The following is a 17208-nucleotide window of genomic DNA, read 5'->3' on the forward strand; positions in this document are numbered from 1 at the left end:
TTGTTCCCCGAACCGGAAACGAGACCTGTGTCAAATCTGCAAGCCTCAAAGTAATTTGGCGGCTAGAGGATGAATCAAGGCTGCTCAGGGTTGACGGCACCATTTCGCCCGCTTTTGGCGGCGCGTCAACTCACCACACATTACAGATGGTTACACGCGCACCTTGACATAGGTGCCGGGGGCTTCGCCTAGAACTTGCATATGCTCGCCCGGTTTGCGGGCCGGTACGCGGGTATTGTCCTTGGCTTCGATCCAGCGTTGCCAGTGCGGCCACCAGGAACCGGGATGGTCGGTGGCCCCGGCGAGCCACTGGTCGAAGTCGCCGGCCGGCTTGCCGCCGGTCCAGTAGTGATATTTCTGCGCCGCCGGCGGATTGACGACCCCGGCGATGTGGCCGGAGCCGGCCATGACGTAATCGACCTCGCCGCCGAAATATTTCGAGCCGAGGAATACCGACAGTGCCGGCGCGATATGGTCCTCCTTAGAGGCGAGATTGTAGACCGGCATGGTAACGTCCTTCAGCGAAACCGTGCGGCCCGCCAGTTCCATCATGCCTTGCGAAAGCCTGTTCTCGAGATAGCAATTGCGCAAATAGAAGGAATGGTTGGCAGCGCCCATGCGGGTCGAATCGGCATTCCAGTACAGCAGGTCGAAGGGCAGGGGATCCTTGCCGCGCATGTAGTTGTTGACGACATAGGGCCAGATCAGGTCGCCCGAGCGCAGCATGTTGAATGCAGTCGCCATCTTGGTGCCGTCGAGATAGCCTTTCTCGTTCATCGCCTTTTCGACGGCCGCGACCTGCTCCTCGTCAACGAACACTTTTAGATCGCCGGCATAGGTGAAATCGACCTGGGTGGTGAAGAAGGTGGCGGATTTGATGCGGTTGTCGCCTTCCTGCGCCATCAGCGCCAGGGCCGCCGCCAGAAGCGTGCCGCCGACGCAATAGCCGATGGCGTTGACTTGCCTTTCGCCGGTGGCCTTCTCGATCGTGTCGAGGCCGTATTGTAGGCCCTCCCTGATATAGGCCTCCCAGCTCTTGGCGCCATGCCGCTCGTCCGGGTTGATCCAGGAGATGACGAAGACGGTGTGGCCTTGCTCGACTGCCCAGCGAATGAAGGATTTTTGCGGATTGAGGTCGAGGATGTAGTATTTGTTGATCCATGGCGGGCAGATCAGCAGCGGCCGCTTGAGCACGGTGTCGGTCGCCGGATCGTATTGCAGGATTTCGGCGACGTCGCTGCGGCCGACCACCTTGCCGGGCGTGGTGGCGAGATTCTTGCCGATCTCGAAAGGCGAATAATCGGCCTGCCGCAGCTTCAGGTCGCCCTTGCCGGCGGCAATGTCCTCGGCCAGCATCTTCATGCCGCGCACCAGGTTTTCGCCGTTGGAGGCGACAGTCTCGCGAAACAATTCCGGATTGGTCAGGATGAAATTCGACGGCGAGATGGCATTGGACACCTGCTTGACATAAAAGCCGGCCTTGTGGCGGGTGTGCTCGTCCAGGCCGTCGGCGTGCTCGACCAGTTCGGTCGCCCAGCGCGAGGTGACCAGATACGCCTGTTTGAGGAAATCGAAGAAGGCGTTGCGGCCCCATTCCGGGTCCTGGAAACGCTTGTCACCGCGCTCGGGCTTGACCGCGTCCTCGGCGTCCTCGGCGCCGGCGCCGATGCGCTGGACGGCGTTGGCCCAGACGGTCATGTAGCCGGAAAACAGCCGCGTTTGCGCCTCCAGCGCGCGCTGCGGGTCGGAGAGCCAGTACTCGGTGAGCTTGGAGAACGTCTTCACCATGTCGACGACCGGCTCGGCGACGTGATCGCGCACCTCGCCCTTTTCCCGCGGCTCGGCCCATGCCGAGGCGGCCTTGCCGGCCTGCTCGATCATGCGGGCCATGTTCAGGGCGAAGCGTTCCGGGTCCTTCACCAGATATTGCTCGACGGTCGAAGGTTGGTCATCTTCCGCTTTGCCCGAATCGGGTGTTTTGGACATGGTTTGCGGGGTTCCTCCCGAAGCGTTTTGTTGACATATTACCATGGGATATCGAATAGGGTCCAATGTGCTCTAACCCGGCCGCCAGGAAAACAATATGACGATTAATATTGGCAAGAACGTTTTTTCCGGCACTGGTCGTTTTTGCCGCATGGCGCTCGTCCTGTTGGCGATGGCCGGTTGCACGAGCAGCAACATAGAAGGTGCAGCGCCCGCCACCGGCCTTGTCGGCGCGAAGGACACCGGTTCCTATCCGAACCTGAACATCCGGCCGCAGGTGGCGGCCGAGCAATTCACCGACGAGGAAAAGAACGCCAAGCTCGCCCAACTGAAGGCCGAGGCGCAGAGCCAGGCCGCCAAGGGCGGCGGCGTCAAGGTTGCGGACCAGGCAGCGCTGGACCAGCTGGCAAAAAAACACGGCGCCGAGGCGCTGAAGCAGATCGAAGGCAAATGCGACCCCGCTCTCGACCCTAGTTGCAAATAGGCTTATACGCGCGACCGCAACCTCACTGTCTGGAACTGCCATGGAAGAATTTCACAAGGTCCGCCGGCTTCCGCCCTATGTCTTCGAACAGGTCAACCGGCTGAAGGCCAGCGCGCGCTCGCGCGGCGCCGACATCATCGACCTTGGCATGGGCAATCCGGACCTGCCGACGCCCAAGGCCATCGTCGACAAACTCTGCGAGGTGGTACGCGATCCGCGCACGCACCGCTATTCGTCGTCGCGCGGCATTCCGGGCCTGCGTCGTGCCCAGGCCAACTACTATGCCCGCCGCTTCGGTGTGAAGCTCGACCCGGACAGCCAGGTGGTGGCGACGCTCGGCTCGAAGGAGGGCTTCGCCAATATGGCGCAGGCGATCACCGCCCCCGGCGACGTGATCCTGTGCCCTAATCCGACCTATCCGATCCATGCGTTCGGCTTCATCATGTCGGGCGGCGTCATCCGCTCGCTGCAGGTCGAGCCGGACGACGGCTTCATCCCGGCCCTGGAGCGCGGCATTCGCCATTCGATCCCGAAGCCGCTGGCACTGATCCTCAATTATCCGTCCAATCCGACGGCACTGGTCGCTTCGCTCGATTTCTACAAGGAGGTGGTGGCCTTCGCGAGGAAGAACGACATCATCATCCTGTCGGATCTTGCCTATTCGGAGATCTATTTCGACGGCAATCCGCCGCCTTCGGTGCTGCAGGTGCCGGGCGCCATAGACGTCGCCGTCGAGTTCACCTCGATGTCGAAGACCTTTTCGATGCCGGGTTGGCGCATGGGTTTTGCGGTCGGCAATGAACGGCTGATCTCGGCGCTGACGCGAGTGAAATCCTATCTCGACTACGGCGCCTTCACGCCGATCCAGGTGGCGGCGGCGCATGCACTCAACGGCGATGGCGCCGACATCGCGGAAGTGCGCGACGTCTACCGCAAACGCCGCGATGTCATGGTCGACGCTTTCAGCCGCGCCGGCTGGACTATTCCCGCACCGGCGGCATCGATGTTCGCCTGGGCGCCGATCCCGGAGCCGTTCAAGCACCTTGGCTCGCTTGAATTCTCCAAGCTCCTGATCGAGCACGCCGACGTCGCGGTGGCGCCGGGCGTCGGCTTCGGCGAGCATGGCGACGATCACGTGCGCATCGCACTGGTCGAAAACGAGCACCGGATCCGGCAAGCGGCGCGCAACATCAAGCGCTTCCTCGCATCCAGCGCCAAGCAGCCGAATAACGTCGTACCGCTCGCCGCGCATCGCTGATTTTCTACACATCGACCGACTGAATGGGGCGTCGCCGGACATGGCTGAAGCGTTGCGTGTTGGAATTGCCGGGCTCGGCACCGTCGGTGCGTCGGTGGCCCGCGTGCTGCGCGACAAGGCGGCTGAACTGACGCGACAGTGCGGACGCGACATCGTCGTGTCGGCGGTTTCGGCCCGCGATCCCAAACGCGACCGCGGCGTTGATCTTGGCACAGCACAGTGGTTCGACGATGCCGTCAAGATGGCGCAGACCGCCGAGATCGATGTCTTCGTCGAGCTGATTGGCGGCGACGAAGGCCCGTCACGCTCGTCCGTCAAAGCGGCGCTCGAGGCCGGCCGCCACGTCGTCACCGCCAACAAGGCGCTGCTTGCCAAGCACGGGGTGGCATTGGCCGAGATCGCCGAGAGGAAAGGCGTGCTGCTCAATTACGAGGCGGCGGTGGCCGGGGGCATTCCGGTCATCAAGACGATGCGCGAGGCGATGGCCGGCAATTCGGTGACCCGCGTTTTCGGCATCCTCAACGGTACCTGCAATTATATTTTGACGCGCATGGAAGCCGAGGGCCTGTCCTTTGATGCCTGCCTGAAGGATGCGCAACGGCTGGGCTATGCCGAAGCCGACCCGACCTTCGACATCGAGGGCCACGACACCGCGCACAAGCTGTCGATCCTGACCAGCCTTGCCTTCGGCACGAGGATCGCCGCCAACGATATCTACATGGAAGGCATCTCCAACATCAGCCAGGCCGACATCCGCGCGGCCGGCGATCTCGGCTACCGGATCAAGCTGCTTGGCGTCGCCCAACGCACCGAAAGCGGCATCGAGCAGCGCGTGCACCCGACCATGGTGCCGACGGCCTCGGTCATCGCGCAGGTGCACGGCGTCACCAACGCGGTGGCGATAGAAACCGACATCCTCGGCGAATTGCTGCTTTCCGGCCCTGGCGCCGGCGGCAACGCCACCGCGTCGGCGGTGATCGGCGACATTGCCGACATCGCCAAGAGCCGGCCTGGCTTCCAGCATGGTCCGGTCTTCGGCCGGCCGGCAAAGGAATTGAAGCCTTACAAGAAGGCGCAGATGCGCAGCCATGCCGGCGGCTATTTCATCCGGCTGACCGTGCACGACCGCCTCGGCGTCTTCGCGGCAATAGCCAAGCGCATGGCCGACAACGACATTTCGCTGGAATCGATTGTCCAGCATGCCGCCGGGCCGGAAACCGAGGCACAGAAGACGGTCATCCTGGTGACCCACGAGACGACCGAGGCGGCGGTGCGCAAGGCCGTCGACGGCATCACCAGGGACAGCCTTCTGACCGACAAGCCGCAAGTCATCCGCATCGAGCGGGCCGGATAGCAGTCTCACATTTTGCGTTTAATCGATTGATATTGCTGCGCTTTCAAAAAGGTCCAGCGCAGGTCTTGCTGTTGTCACGGGGCTTTGACACAAGAAGCGCGTCTCTGGCGGGAGGCTAATGCATGTCGCCCAAAAGTGTGCAGCGGTTTTGGGACAACGACATGCATAATAAAAACAAAGTGCCAACGAGGATTGTCCATCGATGAATGTGGCCCAGAACATTGTCGCCGGCCTCGACCGGATACTGACCATGGAATTGGTGCGCGTCACCGAACGCGCCGCGGTCGCGGCCGCCAGATTGCGCGGACGCGGCGACGAGAAAGCGGCCGACCAGGTCGCGGTCGATGCCATGCGGCAGGAGCTCAACCGTCTTGCCATCAACGGCACGGTGGTGATCGGCGAGGGCGAGCGCGACCAGGCGCCGATGCTCTATATCGGCGAGGAGGTCGGTACCGGCAAAGGCCCGGCTGTCGACATCGCGCTCGATCCGCTCGAAGGCACGACGATCTGCGCCAAGAACCTGCCCAATGCATTGGCCGTTATCGCCATTGCCGAAAAAGGCAGCCTTCTGTTCGCGCCCGACGTCTATATGGACAAGATCGCGATCGGCCCGGGTTATGCCGACGGCATCATCGACATCGACGCCTCGCCGGCCGAAAACATCGCCAGCCTCGCCAGGGCCAAGGGCGTGCCGGTGGCGGAAATCACCGCCTGCATCCTCGACCGGCCACGCCATGGCGCGTTGATCGAAGCCGTGCGGGCGACCGGAGCCGCAATCCGTCTGATCGGCGACGGTGATGTCGCCGGGGTCATCCATACCACCGACCCGGACGAGACCGGCATCGACATCTATCTCGGCACCGGCGGCGCGCCGGAAGGCGTGCTCGCAGCTGCCGCCTTGCGCTGCACCGGTGGCCAGATGCAGGGCAAGTTGATCCTCGATACGCCGGAAAAGCTGGCGCGCGCCGCCAAGATGGGCATCTCCGACCCTAAACGGATCTACCACACGCAAGACATGGCACGCGGCGACGTGCTGTTTGCCGCGACCGGCGTCACCGACGGCAATATGCTGGCCGGCGTCAAGTTCGGCCGCAATTTCATCACCACGCACACGATCGTCCTGCGATCGTCATCGCGGACCGTGCGCGAAATCAAGGCCAGGCACCAGGATCTGGAAAAGTTTTGATTTCGACTCAGTTAGCCGTTGCATACTGTGCGCAATGACAAATTGCAGACGGCGCGTCACGTGACGGGGGAAAGACGCTTTTTCCTCGATGTCAGGCAGTCGGCCACCGGCGTTTCCTGGGAACACCGGCTGACCGAGCGTCAGGACATGGCCGCGCTCGCCATCGCGCAAGGGTATGGCGTGCCTGACATCGTGGCACGCGTGCTGGCCGGGCGTGGCGTCACCGCCGAGCAGACCGAGCGGTTTCTGGATCCGACCATCCGCAACCTGCTGCCCGACCCGGCATCGCTGACCGACATGGACAAGGCCGCCTCTCGCATCGCCCAGGCGGTGATGGCCAGGGAAAAGGTGGCGATCTTTGGCGACTACGATGTCGACGGCGCCGCCTCATCGGCGCTGCTCAAGCGCTTTCTCGCACATTTCTCGGTGGCGTCGGAGATCTACATACCGGACCGCATCTTCGAGGGCTACGGCCCCAATCCGGAAGCGATGCGCGAACTCGTCTCGCGCGGCGCGACGCTGATCGTCACCGTCGATTGCGGCACCAACAGTGCTGCTTCCATCGACGCCGCAAAGGCCGCCGGCGCCGACGTCGTGGTGCTCGATCACCATCAGGTCGGCGGACCGTTGCCGGCGGCGGCTGCGGTCGTCAACCCAAATCGCGAGGACGACCTTTCCGGCCAAGGTCACCTTTGTGCCGCCGGCGTCGTCTTCCTTTGCCTGGTGCAGACCGCGAAGATCCTGCGCGGCCGCTTGCCGGATGCCGCACCGCCGGACCTGCTTGCCCTGCTCGACCTGGTGGCGCTGGGCACAGTCTGCGACGTGGTGCCGCTCACCGGCGTCAACCGTGCCTTCGTGGTCAAGGGGCTGCAGGTGGCGCGGCAGCAGAGAAACGAAGGGCTGGCGGCGTTGGCGCGGGTCTCGCGTATCGGCGAGCCGATCAGCACGTTCCATCTGGCCTTTCTGATCGGTCCGCGCATCAACGCCGGCGGGCGCATCGGCGACGCAGCACTTGGCAGCCGCCTGCTTGCAACCGACGACCCGGTCGAAGCCCGCACCATCGCCGAGACGCTGGATCGGCTCAACCAGGAGCGGCAGTCGATGGAGCAGGAGATGCTGGCCGCGGCGCGCTCAGAGGCCGACGCCGAGCTTGCCGGCGGCAATGGTCCGGCCATCGTGGTCACAGCCAGCAGCAACTGGCACCCGGGCATTGTCGGCCTGCTTGCCTCGCGGCTCAAGGACCATGCGCGCCGGCCCGCATTTGCCATCGCCTTCAACGCCAATGGTGTCGGCACGGGGTCAGGCCGTTCAGTGTCTGGCTTCGACCTCGGCCGGCTGGTGCGCGAGGCTGCCGATGCCGGACTGATCGTCAAGGGCGGCGGCCACGGAATGGCGGCCGGCATCACTGTCGAGCGGGCGAAGCTCGGCGAACTCAGGGCTTTCTTCGAAGAACGCGCGGCGGTGGATGTATTCCGGCTGCAAGGCGAGGAGAGCCTGGCGATCGACGGTGCGCTAGCCGCCGAGGGCGCCACGCTTGGGCTACTCGATGCACTAGAGAGGGCAGGGCCGTTCGGCGCTGGGCATGTCGCGCCGGTGTTCGCGCTGCCGCGTCACCGGCTTGTCGATGCGCGGGCGGTCGGCACCAACCACATCCGCGCCGACCTGCAGTCGGAAAGTGGCGGCCGCATCCAGGCGATCGCCTTTCGCGCCGTCGACACGGCGCTCGGCGAATTCCTGTTCAAGAACAGGGGCAAACCGGTGCACGTCGCCGGCTCATTGTCGGGCAATCACTGGAACGGCAACCGCACGGTGCAGTTCCGCATCGTCGACGCGGCGCTTGCCTGAGAGCTCGCTGCCGCCCTGCCTAAGCGAGGACGGTCTGCAGCCGGGTCAGGTCGCCGATCTGCGCCATCGTTGCCTGGTAGCCGATACGGATCGCTTCGTCGGCGCGGTGGAATTCGGTCAGGCCGATATGGCTGAGCTTCGGCTGCAGCGATATGTCCGGCGGGTCGCCGGCCAGCCTGGCGCGCGAAATGCGGTCCTGGATGATGTTGAAGGCCTCGACCATGACGCCGGTAATGCCGAGCCGCGTCTCGCGCGACTGGCGTTCGGGATCGGCGTGGCCGGCCCTCGGCGCGTCTTTCTCGATGACCAGCTCGCCGGCATTGTGCTTGATCACCGCGGCGCGGCCGAACAGATCGTAGTGAAGGTTCACCGCAACCACGAGCGGCTGCTCGTAGGCGCGGCAGACCGAGACCGGCACCGGATTGACCAGTGCGCCATCAACCAGCACGCGCCCATTGCAGGCGACCGGCTCGAACACGCCGGGCAGCGCGTAGGAGGCGCGCATGGCGGTACTCAACGAGCCGCTCGACAGCCAGATTTCATGGCCGGTACGGATTTCGGAAGCGACGCAGACGAACGGTTTTGGCAGGTCCTCGAAGCGGATGCCGGCTATGTGCTCGCGCAGCCGTGCGTCGAGCTTCATGCCACCGAACAGTCCGCTGCCGCGTAGATTGAGGTCGAGAAGGCCAAAAATGCGCCGCCTGGTCAGGCTGCGCGCGAATTCTTCCAGCTCGTCAAGCTTGCCGGCAACATAGCAGCCGCCGACCAGCGCGCCGATCGAGGTGCCGGCGATCATCGACACTTCGATGCCGGCTTCGTCAAGCGCGCGCAGCACGCCGATATGCGCCCAGCCGCGCGCACAGCCGCCGCCCAATGCCAGCGAAATCCCTGTTTTGCCCGGAGATTTGGTTTCGGCTGCGCCCGCGGCCGAGGAGAGGCCATTGGCCTCCCGAACGTCAGGTCTGTTGCGCAATGACGCCCAGTCGAGCATCACAATCTCCCTTGTCCCACGGCCATCCTATAGGCGGGCCGTATCGAAATCATGAATATACGTGGCTGAAGTGCTGCGAATGGTTCATATTGATGGTGTATTGCGCTTTCGATACGTTTTTTCCGCATCGAACAGCGGCTTGCTGCCGTCGCTGGCAAGTGTCCCTTTGCCATCGCTCAGCCCCACCGTCCGATAAAAGCATGAACGTCGGCCGGTGTGACAAGTTGCTTGGTGACCCAGCACTTTGACGCGCAACCATATCGCGTCCTGGTCACAATCCGTGAGCATCTCGACAACCTCCTGGACATTGCCCGAGGTTTCGCCCTTCTTCCACAGCGCGTTGCGCGAACGCGACCAGTAGTGCGCGATGCCGGTCTCGAGCGTCAGCGCCAGTGCCTCGGCATTCATGTGCGCGACCATCAGCAGCATGCCGTCTTCGGCATCGGTGACGACGGCGGTGACGAGGCCGCCGGCATCGAAGCGCGGCGAAAGGACCGTGCCTTCCTCAAGCGCCTTCTTGTCTGAGGGAGCTTTCGGGAACTCCAATGCCGACATTCGCCGGTCCTTATTTAACTAAGGTGGGGCGGGTCTGATCAGTTCCGCCGCCGCGCACCATGGTGACGAAGCGGACCTGCTCTTCGGGTGTATCCTTGAAGACGCCGGTGAAGGTCGAGGTCAGCGTGGTGGAGCCCTGTTTGCGGATACCGCGCATGGCCATGCACATATGCTCGGCCTCGAGCATGACGGCGACGCCACGCGGATTGAGCACGTCCTGGATGACCCCGGCAATCTGCGCCGTCATCGCTTCCTGGGTCTGCAGACGATGGGCGAAGATGTCGACGACGCGGGCGATCTTGGACAGGCCGACGACCTTGCCGTCCGGCAGATAGCCGACATGCGCCTTGCCGATGATCGGCACCATGTGGTGCTCGCAATGCGAGTGGAACGTGATGTCCTTGACGATCACGAGGTCATCGTAGCCGGCGACTTCCTCGAAGGTGCGGCCGAGTTCCTCGGCCGGACACATGTCGTAGCCGTTGAACATTTCGCGGAACGCCTTAGTGACGCGCTTCGGCGTGTCGATCAGACCCTCGCGGTCAGGGTTGTCGCCGGTCCAGCGCAGCAAGGTGCGCACCGCGGCTTCGACTTCGGCCTCGCTTGGCCGGTCGGTGACCGGCTTTTCCATATAGGCCGACTGCGGCATGAGTTTCTTGATAACGGCGTCCATAAAGGCGTCTCCCGTAGTTCCTCTCTTAGGAGGAACGAGTTGAACGGACCACGACCTTTCGGGTGTTAGAAACTCGCCCGGTTTCCAGCCCGTAAGTGGCGTGAACAGATTTGGGCATGACGAGGTTTGTGGTCGCCTTGTCGATACCCGACTACCGCCATTATATATGTTCGTGCCGAGCGAAAGGAAGACGCCAGAGCGGCAATCGCTGTTCGCTGGGCGGCGACGGATTGGAAAAATATGATCGACGATGTCTACAATGCGAAAATTCTGGGTTTTGCCGGAAATATCGCACGGATCGGCCGGCTCGACCGGCCCGACGCAACCGCACGAGCACATTCCAAACTGTGTGGCTCGACGGTGACCGTCGATCTGAAGATGGATGACGGCGTCGTCAGCGATTTCGCGCATGACGTGAAAGCCTGTGCGCTTGGCCAGGCGTCGTCTTCGATCATGGCGCAGCACGTCGTCGGCGCCAGTGCAGAAGAATTGCGCAGCGTGCGCGAGACGATGCTGAAGATGCTGAAGGAAAATGGCCCGCCGCCCGAAGGCCGCTTCGCCGACCTGAAATACCTGGAGCCGGTGCGCGACTATAAGGCGCGCCACGCCTCGACCATGCTGACCTTCGACGCAGTGGTCGACGCGATCGGCCAGATCGAAAAGAAGCGGGCGGAAGAGGCGGCTTAAACCTTGGCGAGAAAACGCCGGCTTTCGGCGAATTCCGCCCGGACCCAGTCGGCAAAAGCCCTGGCCGGCTCGGAAAGGTCATTCAGCCTTCTGGCCACTAGCCAATAGGCGCCCGACGCGACGTCGATGTCGAAAGGCTTGATCAGCGCGCCGGACGCAAGTTCTTCGCCGATCTGCAAAAGATCGCCCAGCGCGACACCATGTCCAAGCAAGGCTGCCTGCTTCGAAAGCGAAGCATCGGCCAGCATCGGGCCGCGCGCAGGCACGGCATCAGCCGTCACGCCCGCCGCTTCGAACCAGCGCGCCCAAGCCTGACGGTTTTCTTCGTGCAGCAATGTATCGCGACCAAGGTCGATCGGCTTTTCCAGAGCTGGGCCGGATGCAAGAAGTGCCGGCGACAGAACTGGGGAATCGACGACCGCGGCAAGCTGTTCGGCTTCGCTGCGTGGCCATGAGGTGGCGTGCGCACTGAAACGTAGGGCAAGTTCGGGCTGATCGCTGCGAAACTCTATCAACCTCGGGTCGACCTCAAGGGAAACGTCGATGTCGGGTCGCAACTCGCGAAACCGGTTGAGCCGCGGCACCAGCCATACGGATGCAAGCGATGGCTCGACGCTGACACGTACCACGGACTGCGTCGGGGCCGCCGTCAATTCCGAAAGCAGCCTGTCGATGCCCTCGAAACTTCAGCGTCGCCGTATGTCGAAGGCCGACGCCCGACCGCTACCCGGTTCGCCGTACCAGGCCATGACGGGATTGCCGGAACGGCATTGCGTTCCTGGCCCGATGCGCACATCTATCGCGTAGGGAAACGCGATGTGGAGACTGCGGTGGTCGGCCAACATCGGCAAGCGCACGGCGCCAGACCGATTCGACAAGGACGCAATTGGCCCGGCCCGTGGCGCAAGACGCCGGGCCGCGTCTTCGGCACGTCGCTTGTCCGACTCTACCAGCTGACGCTGTCCGGCTTCGTCGGCAATTCCTGCCGGCATCTGCCGACCTGTTCCGAATACGCGCACGAAGCGATCGCCCGCCACGGGCTGTGGGCCGGCGGCTGGATGGGGTTTTTCCGGGTGCTGCGCTGCGGACCGTTCGGCACGCACGGCATCGACCGGGTGCCTGAGGCACTGGCTGATCGCTACCTCTGGTTCATGCCATGGCGGTACTGGCGGATCGGGAAAAAACGCGGCGACCTGGACAGTTGACCGCAGCTGTGCGGTGCACAAAGGGATCGCTTTTTACGATCTGGTAGGGTTAACCGCAGCTTGCGCTGACATAGCGCATTTGAGACAAAATCGAGACAAGACACCTCGCTAAGCCGCTCCTGACACCCTTCAGGAGAGATTACCAAATGCGCCGGATAGATCGTCTTCCCTTCGTTTTCGCCGTGGTTCTCTATGTCCTGGCGTGGCTGATGGGTTTTCCGATCCGTGCGCAATCGGCGCCGCTCGGGGACGTCGAATGCACGCTGATCGTCGACGCCGCAAGCGGCGAGACGCTGTATCGCCAAGGGACCTGCGATCAACGCTTCAGCCCCGCCTCGACATTCAAGGTTCCGCTGGCGCTGATCGGCTATGATGCTGGAATCCTGAGCGACGAGCATACGCCAAGCTGGGAGTACAAGGCAGAGTTCAATGCCCCGAAACGGGACCGCAAGACCGTCGACCCGACCATCTGGGAAAGGGATTCGGTCCTTTGGTTCTCACGCGAGATTACGCGCCGGCTCGGCAGCAAACAGTTTGCCGGCTATGTGTCCAGATTGGACTATGGTAACACCGAAGTCTCCGGCACTGCCGGCAAGAATGACGGCCTCACCCATTCCTGGGTGAATTCTTCGCTCAAGATATCTCCGGTCGAGCAGGTCGATTTCCTGCGCAAGCTGCTGGCGCGGAAACTGCCGGTCTCGGACAAGGCCCATGCGATGACCAGCGCGATTGTCCCGACCTTCCGGGCAGGCGGCTGGACGGTGCAGGGCAAGACTGGAACGACCAGGCTCGGCGACAGCGCCGACAAGCGCTCGCTTGGCTGGTTTGTCGGCTGGGCGCAGACCGATGCTCGCAAGATCGTCTTTGCCCGCCTGGTAGTCGATACGAAACGTTCCGACACGCCAAAGGGGCTCAAGACGCGGGCGATGTTCCTGAAAGATCTGCCGAATCTCCTCAGGTGACCTACATCCGGCTTTACGGCGCCGAAAACTGCCCATAAAAGACCGCTCGCCGCCGGACGCATCCGGCTCTTACTGATGCATGTCGTAGCCCCAAAACCGCTAAGCAGTCTTGGGCGACATGCATTTCACCACCCGCGCTCGTTTGCGGGACTGGATAGGAGAATCTTATGCTGAATTCCGTTTCCCTGACATTTCCCGATGGTTCCGTTCGCGATTACGACGCGGTGATGACCGGCGCCGGCCTGGCGGAATCGATCTCGAAGTCGCTGGCCAAGAAGGCCGTTGCCTATTCGATCGACGGCACAGTGCGCGATCTTTCCGACCCGATCGGCAGATCGGGCAAAGTCGAGATCATCACCCGCGAGGACCCGCGTGCGCTGGAACTCATCCGACACGATGCAGCCCATGTGCTGGCCGAAGCCGTGCAGGAACTTTGGCCGGGAACGCAGGTGACCATCGGGCCGGTGATCGAAAACGGATTCTACTACGATTTTGCCCGCAACGAGCCGTTCACGCCCGACGATTTCCCGGTGATCGAGAAGAAGATGCGCGAGATCATTGCGCGCAACAAGCCGTTCACCAAGCAAGTCTGGTCGCGCGACAGAGCGAAAAAGGTCTTCGCCGACAAGGGCGAGCGCTACAAGCTGGAGCTGATCGACGCCATCCCCGACGATCAGGAGCTCAAGATCTATGCGCAGGGCGATTGGTTCGATCTCTGCCGTGGCCCGCACATGGCCTCGACCGGACAGATCGGCAATGCCTTCAAGCTGATGAAGGTGGCCGGCGCCTATTGGCGCGGCGACAGCAACAACCCGATGCTGACCCGCATCTACGGCACGGCCTGGGCCGACCAGGCGCAGCTCGAAGCCTATCAAACGATGCTGGAGGAAGCCGAGAAGCGCGACCACAGGAAGCTCGGCCGTGAGATGGACCTGTTCCACTTCCAGGAGGAGGGCCCCGGGGTCGTGTTCTGGCACGCCAAGGGCTGGAGGATGTTCCAGAACCTGGTCAATTACATGCGTCGCCGCCTCGACGAGCAGGGCTATCAGGAGGTAAACGCGCCGCAGGTGCTCGACAAGAGCCTGTGGGAGACGTCAGGCCACTGGGGCTGGTACCGGGACAACATGTTCAAGGTGACGGTTGCTGGCGACGACACCGACGACGACCGGGTGTTTGCGCTGAAGCCGATGAACTGCCCCGGTCACGTCCAAATCTTCAAGCACGGGCTGAAATCCTACCGCGATCTGCCGGTAAAACTTGCGGAATTCGGCAATGTGCATCGCTATGAGCCGTCCGGCGCGCTGCACGGGCTGATGCGCGTGCGCGGCTTTACCCAGGACGATGCGCACATCTTCTGCACCGAGGAACAGCTCGCCGACGAGTGCATCAAGATCAACGATCTGATCCTCTCGACCTATGCCGATTTCGGCTTCGACGAAATCACCGTCAAGCTGGCGACCCGCCCCGAAAAACGGGTCGGCACCGACGCGATGTGGGATCATGCTGAGGGCGTGCTGCAGGACGTGCTCGACAAGATCGCGGCGCGGTCGGGCAACCGGATCAAGACGGGCGTCAATCCGGGTGAGGGCACGTTCTACGGGCCGAAGTTCGAATATGTGCTGAAGGACGCCATCGGCCGCGACTGGCAATGCGGCACCACGCAGGTTGATTTCAACCTGCCGGAACGGTTCGGCGCCTTCTACATCGGCTCGGATTCGGAAAAGAAGCAGCCGGTGATGGTGCATCGCGCCATCTGCGGCTCGATGGAGCGTTTTCTCGGCATCCTGATCGAGAATTATTCCGGCCATTTCCCGCTCTGGTTCGCGCCGCTGCAGGTGGTGGTGGCGACGATCACTTCCGATGCCGACGATTACGCCCAAAAGGTCGTTGCGCAGCTGAAGGCGGCGGGGCTGATCGCCGAAGCCGATCTGCGCAACGAGAAGATCAACTACAAGGTCCGCGAGCATTCGCTGGCCAAGGTCCCGGTCATCCTCGTCTGCGGCAAGCGCGAGGCCGAGGAAGAAACGGTCAATATCCGTCGTCTCGGGTCGCGCGACCAGGAATCACTCGGCCGCGCAGCCGCCGTGAAGCTGCTTGCCGACGAGGCGGTGACACCCGACCGCAAGCGCCGCGCGGCCTGAACCAGTCGACCAGCAACGAATGGCGGTGGAGCGATCCACCGCCATTTTTTATATTTTATATGCCTTTCACGCCGCGCGCCTATCTGGCAAATCGATCGACGTGCGCGTCGGCGACGCGCTGGCGCGACGCATGCGCAAGGCAGCTTAGAGGGGCGCGCCTCAGTCGGCGCCTTCCTCGGAATCGATGGCCGAAGCCTCGGTGGCCAGAACCTCGATGTCCTGGTTGTGCCCAGCCACCACCGTAAAATCCTTCTGGTAGATGCGGTCGCGGTTCTTGGCGATGATGGTGTAGTCGCCCTCGGCCAGCACCATCGAGGCAAAGGCGCCGACGGTTTCCTTGATCGGATCGCCGGATTCGTTGAGCAGGGACCAGGAGGTGTCGGCGATCGCCTCGCCGCCTGGTTCGCGCACCAGCTTCATGGTCATCTCGGCGGCACGGTGCTCGACGGTCGCTTCGGTCAGCTTGCCGGCCTCGACGCGGATGTCGGAGCGGATGACCGCGTTCACCGCGCCATAGGTCGACACGACGTGGTAGGTGCCGGCATTGAGCCGCACGACGCTGTTCGGCTCGACATCGGGTATGATCAGGGCGCGATCGCCATCGGCCGCGGCGTGGCTCTCATAGATCGAGAAGCGCAGCTTCTTCGGCGGTATGCGTACCCCGCCGGACAGCACGGCATCGAGCTTGAGGCCACCGGCATCGAGCACGAGGCTCTCGCGCTTGGCTTCCTTGCCGACGGTGATGCGCTTGGTGGCGCCGGCCCGCCCGTAGGAGGCGTGGACCAGATACGAACCCGGCTCGAGCTGGAATATGGCGGTGCCGCCATGAGCGGAGGCGACCATCGGCAGCTTGCCGTCGCTGGCCGATTCGGGTTTGAAGACGCGCCAGACTATGCCGCGCGTGATGTCGGCGCCCTTGTCGGTCAATTGCGCCGACAGCGTGATCGCCCCGCTGCTGCCCAATGCCAGCGACGTCTCGCTTTTCGGAGGCGCATAGCCCGAAATTCCGGGAAGCTTCAGCTCGCCGAGGCCGTCCACATCCTGGGCGACGGCAAGCGAAGCCGGCACCATCAACAGTGCGGCAGCGAGCCATATCAGGAAAAGACGCAATGTCCCCTCAAACATGCCTTGCGTTGAAGCCCAAGGCGGTGGCAATTTCAAGGCTTAAGAGTCCGGTCGGCTTCTGCTACAGGGCTCTTTGTCCGGCGCGCCGCGCCAATGCCCAAGCCGCCCGATGTCCCGATGGTGCGCTTTAGCTCAAATTCCAGGAGACTTGCGCCCATGGCGTCGCCGATCATCGATCTTCTGCTGACCCGAAATTCCGCGCCGATCGCGGATTTGAAAGAACCGGCACCGGGCGATGCGGAGATCGCGACGATGATCGCCGCCGCCTCGCGGGTGCCGGACCATGGCCGGCTGGAGCCTTGGCGTTTCATCCTTTATCGCGGCGAGGCTCGCATCGAGATCGGCAAGAAGCTGGCAGAACTTGCCGATCAGCGCGAAGGGCCGCTGCCGGAAGGCCGCCGCAACCAGGAACTGGCGCGCTTTTCGCGCGCGCCGCTGGTCATCGGCGTGATTTCTATCCCCAGGGAAAACCCAAAGATCCCGCAATGGGAGATGTTCCTGTCCGGCGGCATGGCGGCGATGAACCTGATGCTTGCCGCCAATGCGCTGGGCTACGGCACCAACATGATCAGCAACTGGTATTCCGACGTGCCCGAGGGCAGGGCGATCCTCGGCCTGGCGCCGCATGAGCGGGTCGTCGGCTTCCTCCATATCGGCTCCTACCAGGGGCCAGCGCCGGAACGACCGCGGCCCGATCCGGCAAAACTCTATGCCGACTATTCGGGGCCGTGGGCGGGATAATTTCGGCGCGGAACA

The 17208-nt window shown here is 62.9% G+C and carries 15 protein-coding genes and 1 pseudogene; 10 read left to right on the forward strand and 6 right to left on the reverse strand.

Annotated features, from left to right (window positions below; genetic code table 11):
- Positions 1-150 precede the first annotated feature (150 nt).
- Positions 151-1986: a class I poly(R)-hydroxyalkanoic acid synthase gene (phaC, locus tag NKJ23_RS09445; RefSeq protein ID WP_352680123.1), complete on the reverse strand. Its 1836-nt coding sequence runs from the start codon at positions 1984-1986 to the stop codon at positions 151-153.
- Between the two features lie 97 nt (positions 1987-2083).
- On the opposite strand from phaC, the gene NKJ23_RS09450 reads away from it, so the two are divergent.
- From NKJ23_RS09450 to recJ, 5 genes are all read left to right on the forward strand, one after another.
- Positions 2084-2470 carry a hypothetical protein gene (locus NKJ23_RS09450; RefSeq protein ID WP_352680125.1) on the forward strand — a complete coding sequence of 129 codons (387 nt, stop codon included), beginning with the start codon at positions 2084-2086 and terminating at the stop codon, positions 2468-2470.
- Between the two features lie 40 nt (positions 2471-2510).
- Entirely contained in the window at positions 2511-3728 is a 1218-nt protein-coding gene (locus NKJ23_RS09455; protein ID WP_023678886.1) for an LL-diaminopimelate aminotransferase, read from the forward strand.
- A gap of 40 nt (positions 3729-3768) precedes the next feature.
- Complete coding sequence (locus NKJ23_RS09460) at positions 3769-5082, forward strand: homoserine dehydrogenase (protein ID WP_352500850.1); 1314 nt, start codon at positions 3769-3771, stop codon at positions 5080-5082.
- A 202-nt stretch (positions 5083-5284) separates the two neighbouring features.
- Positions 5285-6268 carry a class II fructose-bisphosphatase gene (glpX, locus tag NKJ23_RS09465; RefSeq protein WP_352680127.1) on the forward strand — a complete coding sequence of 328 codons (984 nt, stop codon included), beginning with the start codon at positions 5285-5287 and terminating at the stop codon, positions 6266-6268.
- A 60-nt stretch (positions 6269-6328) separates the two neighbouring features.
- Positions 6329-8113, forward strand: a complete 1785-nt coding sequence (gene recJ / locus NKJ23_RS09470) for a single-stranded-DNA-specific exonuclease RecJ (RefSeq protein ID WP_352680128.1) — start codon at positions 6329-6331, stop codon at positions 8111-8113.
- A 19-nt stretch (positions 8114-8132) separates the two neighbouring features.
- On the opposite strand, the gene NKJ23_RS09475 is transcribed toward recJ, so the two are convergent.
- The 3 genes from NKJ23_RS09475 to folE all read right to left on the reverse strand — a co-directional run bounded on the left by NKJ23_RS09475 (position 8133) and on the right by folE (position 10332).
- Entirely contained in the window at positions 8133-9104 is a 972-nt protein-coding gene (locus NKJ23_RS09475) for a patatin family protein (RefSeq protein ID WP_352680129.1), read from the reverse strand.
- 84 nt (positions 9105-9188) lie between these two features.
- The gene (gene hisI, locus NKJ23_RS09480; RefSeq protein WP_352568834.1) at positions 9189-9659 is read right to left on the reverse strand and encodes a phosphoribosyl-AMP cyclohydrolase; all 471 of its coding nucleotides are present in this window, start codon (positions 9657-9659) and stop codon (positions 9189-9191) included.
- Positions 9660-9669: 10 nt separating this feature from the next.
- Entirely contained in the window at positions 9670-10332 is a 663-nt protein-coding gene (gene folE, locus NKJ23_RS09485; protein ID WP_023678880.1) for a GTP cyclohydrolase I FolE, read from the reverse strand.
- A gap of 240 nt (positions 10333-10572) precedes the next feature.
- Here folE and NKJ23_RS09490 point away from each other — a divergent pair, with 240 nt between their 5' ends.
- Entirely contained in the window at positions 10573-11019 is a 447-nt protein-coding gene (locus tag NKJ23_RS09490) for an iron-sulfur cluster assembly scaffold protein (protein WP_023678879.1), read from the forward strand.
- Here NKJ23_RS09490 and NKJ23_RS09495 read toward each other — a convergent pair.
- A pseudogene (locus tag NKJ23_RS09495) lies at positions 11016-11705 on the reverse strand (LysR substrate-binding domain-containing protein); the annotation flags it as partial. The gene NKJ23_RS09490 and the pseudogene NKJ23_RS09495 sit on opposite strands and share 4 nt — an antisense overlap.
- A gap of 144 nt (positions 11706-11849) precedes the next feature.
- On the opposite strand from NKJ23_RS09495, the gene yidD reads away from it, so the two are divergent.
- The 3 genes from yidD to thrS all read left to right on the forward strand — a co-directional run bounded on the left by yidD (position 11850) and on the right by thrS (position 15327).
- Positions 11850-12224 carry a membrane protein insertion efficiency factor YidD gene (yidD, locus tag NKJ23_RS09500; protein ID WP_031212323.1) on the forward strand — a complete coding sequence of 125 codons (375 nt, stop codon included), beginning with the start codon at positions 11850-11852 and terminating at the stop codon, positions 12222-12224.
- 146 nt (positions 12225-12370) lie between these two features.
- Positions 12371-13186 (forward strand): class D beta-lactamase, encoded by an 816-nt coding sequence (blaOXA, locus tag NKJ23_RS09505; protein ID WP_352454452.1) that lies wholly within the window; start codon positions 12371-12373, stop codon positions 13184-13186.
- Between the two features lie 167 nt (positions 13187-13353).
- Positions 13354-15327 carry a threonine--tRNA ligase gene (thrS, locus tag NKJ23_RS09510; RefSeq protein ID WP_352680130.1) on the forward strand — a complete coding sequence of 658 codons (1974 nt, stop codon included), beginning with the start codon at positions 13354-13356 and terminating at the stop codon, positions 15325-15327.
- A 159-nt stretch (positions 15328-15486) separates the two neighbouring features.
- Here thrS and NKJ23_RS09515 read toward each other — a convergent pair whose 3' ends face one another.
- Positions 15487-16452, reverse strand: a complete 966-nt coding sequence (locus tag NKJ23_RS09515) for an RgsD C-terminal domain-containing protein (protein WP_352680131.1) — start codon at positions 16450-16452, stop codon at positions 15487-15489.
- A gap of 156 nt (positions 16453-16608) precedes the next feature.
- Here NKJ23_RS09515 and NKJ23_RS09520 point away from each other — a divergent pair, with 156 nt between their 5' ends.
- Positions 16609-17193 (forward strand): nitroreductase family protein, encoded by a 585-nt coding sequence (locus tag NKJ23_RS09520; RefSeq protein WP_352680132.1) that lies wholly within the window; start codon positions 16609-16611, stop codon positions 17191-17193.
- The last annotated feature ends 15 nt before the right edge of the window (positions 17194-17208 follow it).

This window comes from Mesorhizobium sp. M0184, from assembly GCF_040322215.1.
GTDB lineage: Bacteria > Pseudomonadota > Alphaproteobacteria > Rhizobiales > Rhizobiaceae > Mesorhizobium.

Coding starts and splice junctions, on each gene's coding strand:
- folE (WP_023678880.1), bottom strand. CDS start 10,332: ATGGACGCCGTTATCAAGAAACTCATGCCGCAGTCGGCCTATATGGAA.
- blaOXA (WP_352454452.1), top strand. CDS start 12,371: ATGCGCCGGATAGATCGTCTTCCCTTCGTTTTCGCCGTGGTTCTCTAT.
- phaC (WP_352680123.1), bottom strand. CDS start 1,986: ATGTCCAAAACACCCGATTCGGGCAAAGCGGAAGATGACCAACCTTCG.
- NKJ23_RS09515 (WP_352680131.1), bottom strand. CDS start 16,452: ATGTTTGAGGGGACATTGCGTCTTTTCCTGATATGGCTCGCTGCCGCA.
- hisI (WP_352568834.1), bottom strand. CDS start 9,659: ATGTCGGCATTGGAGTTCCCGAAAGCTCCCTCAGACAAGAAGGCGCTT.
- thrS (WP_352680130.1), top strand. CDS start 13,354: ATGCTGAATTCCGTTTCCCTGACATTTCCCGATGGTTCCGTTCGCGAT.
- NKJ23_RS09490 (WP_023678879.1), top strand. CDS start 10,573: ATGATCGACGATGTCTACAATGCGAAAATTCTGGGTTTTGCCGGAAAT.
- NKJ23_RS09520 (WP_352680132.1), top strand. CDS start 16,609: ATGGCGTCGCCGATCATCGATCTTCTGCTGACCCGAAATTCCGCGCCG.
- NKJ23_RS09450 (WP_352680125.1), top strand. CDS start 2,084: ATGACGATTAATATTGGCAAGAACGTTTTTTCCGGCACTGGTCGTTTT.
- NKJ23_RS09475 (WP_352680129.1), bottom strand. CDS start 9,104: ATGCTCGACTGGGCGTCATTGCGCAACAGACCTGACGTTCGGGAGGCC.
- NKJ23_RS09460 (WP_352500850.1), top strand. CDS start 3,769: ATGGCTGAAGCGTTGCGTGTTGGAATTGCCGGGCTCGGCACCGTCGGT.
- glpX (WP_352680127.1), top strand. CDS start 5,285: ATGAATGTGGCCCAGAACATTGTCGCCGGCCTCGACCGGATACTGACC.
- NKJ23_RS09455 (WP_023678886.1), top strand. CDS start 2,511: ATGGAAGAATTTCACAAGGTCCGCCGGCTTCCGCCCTATGTCTTCGAA.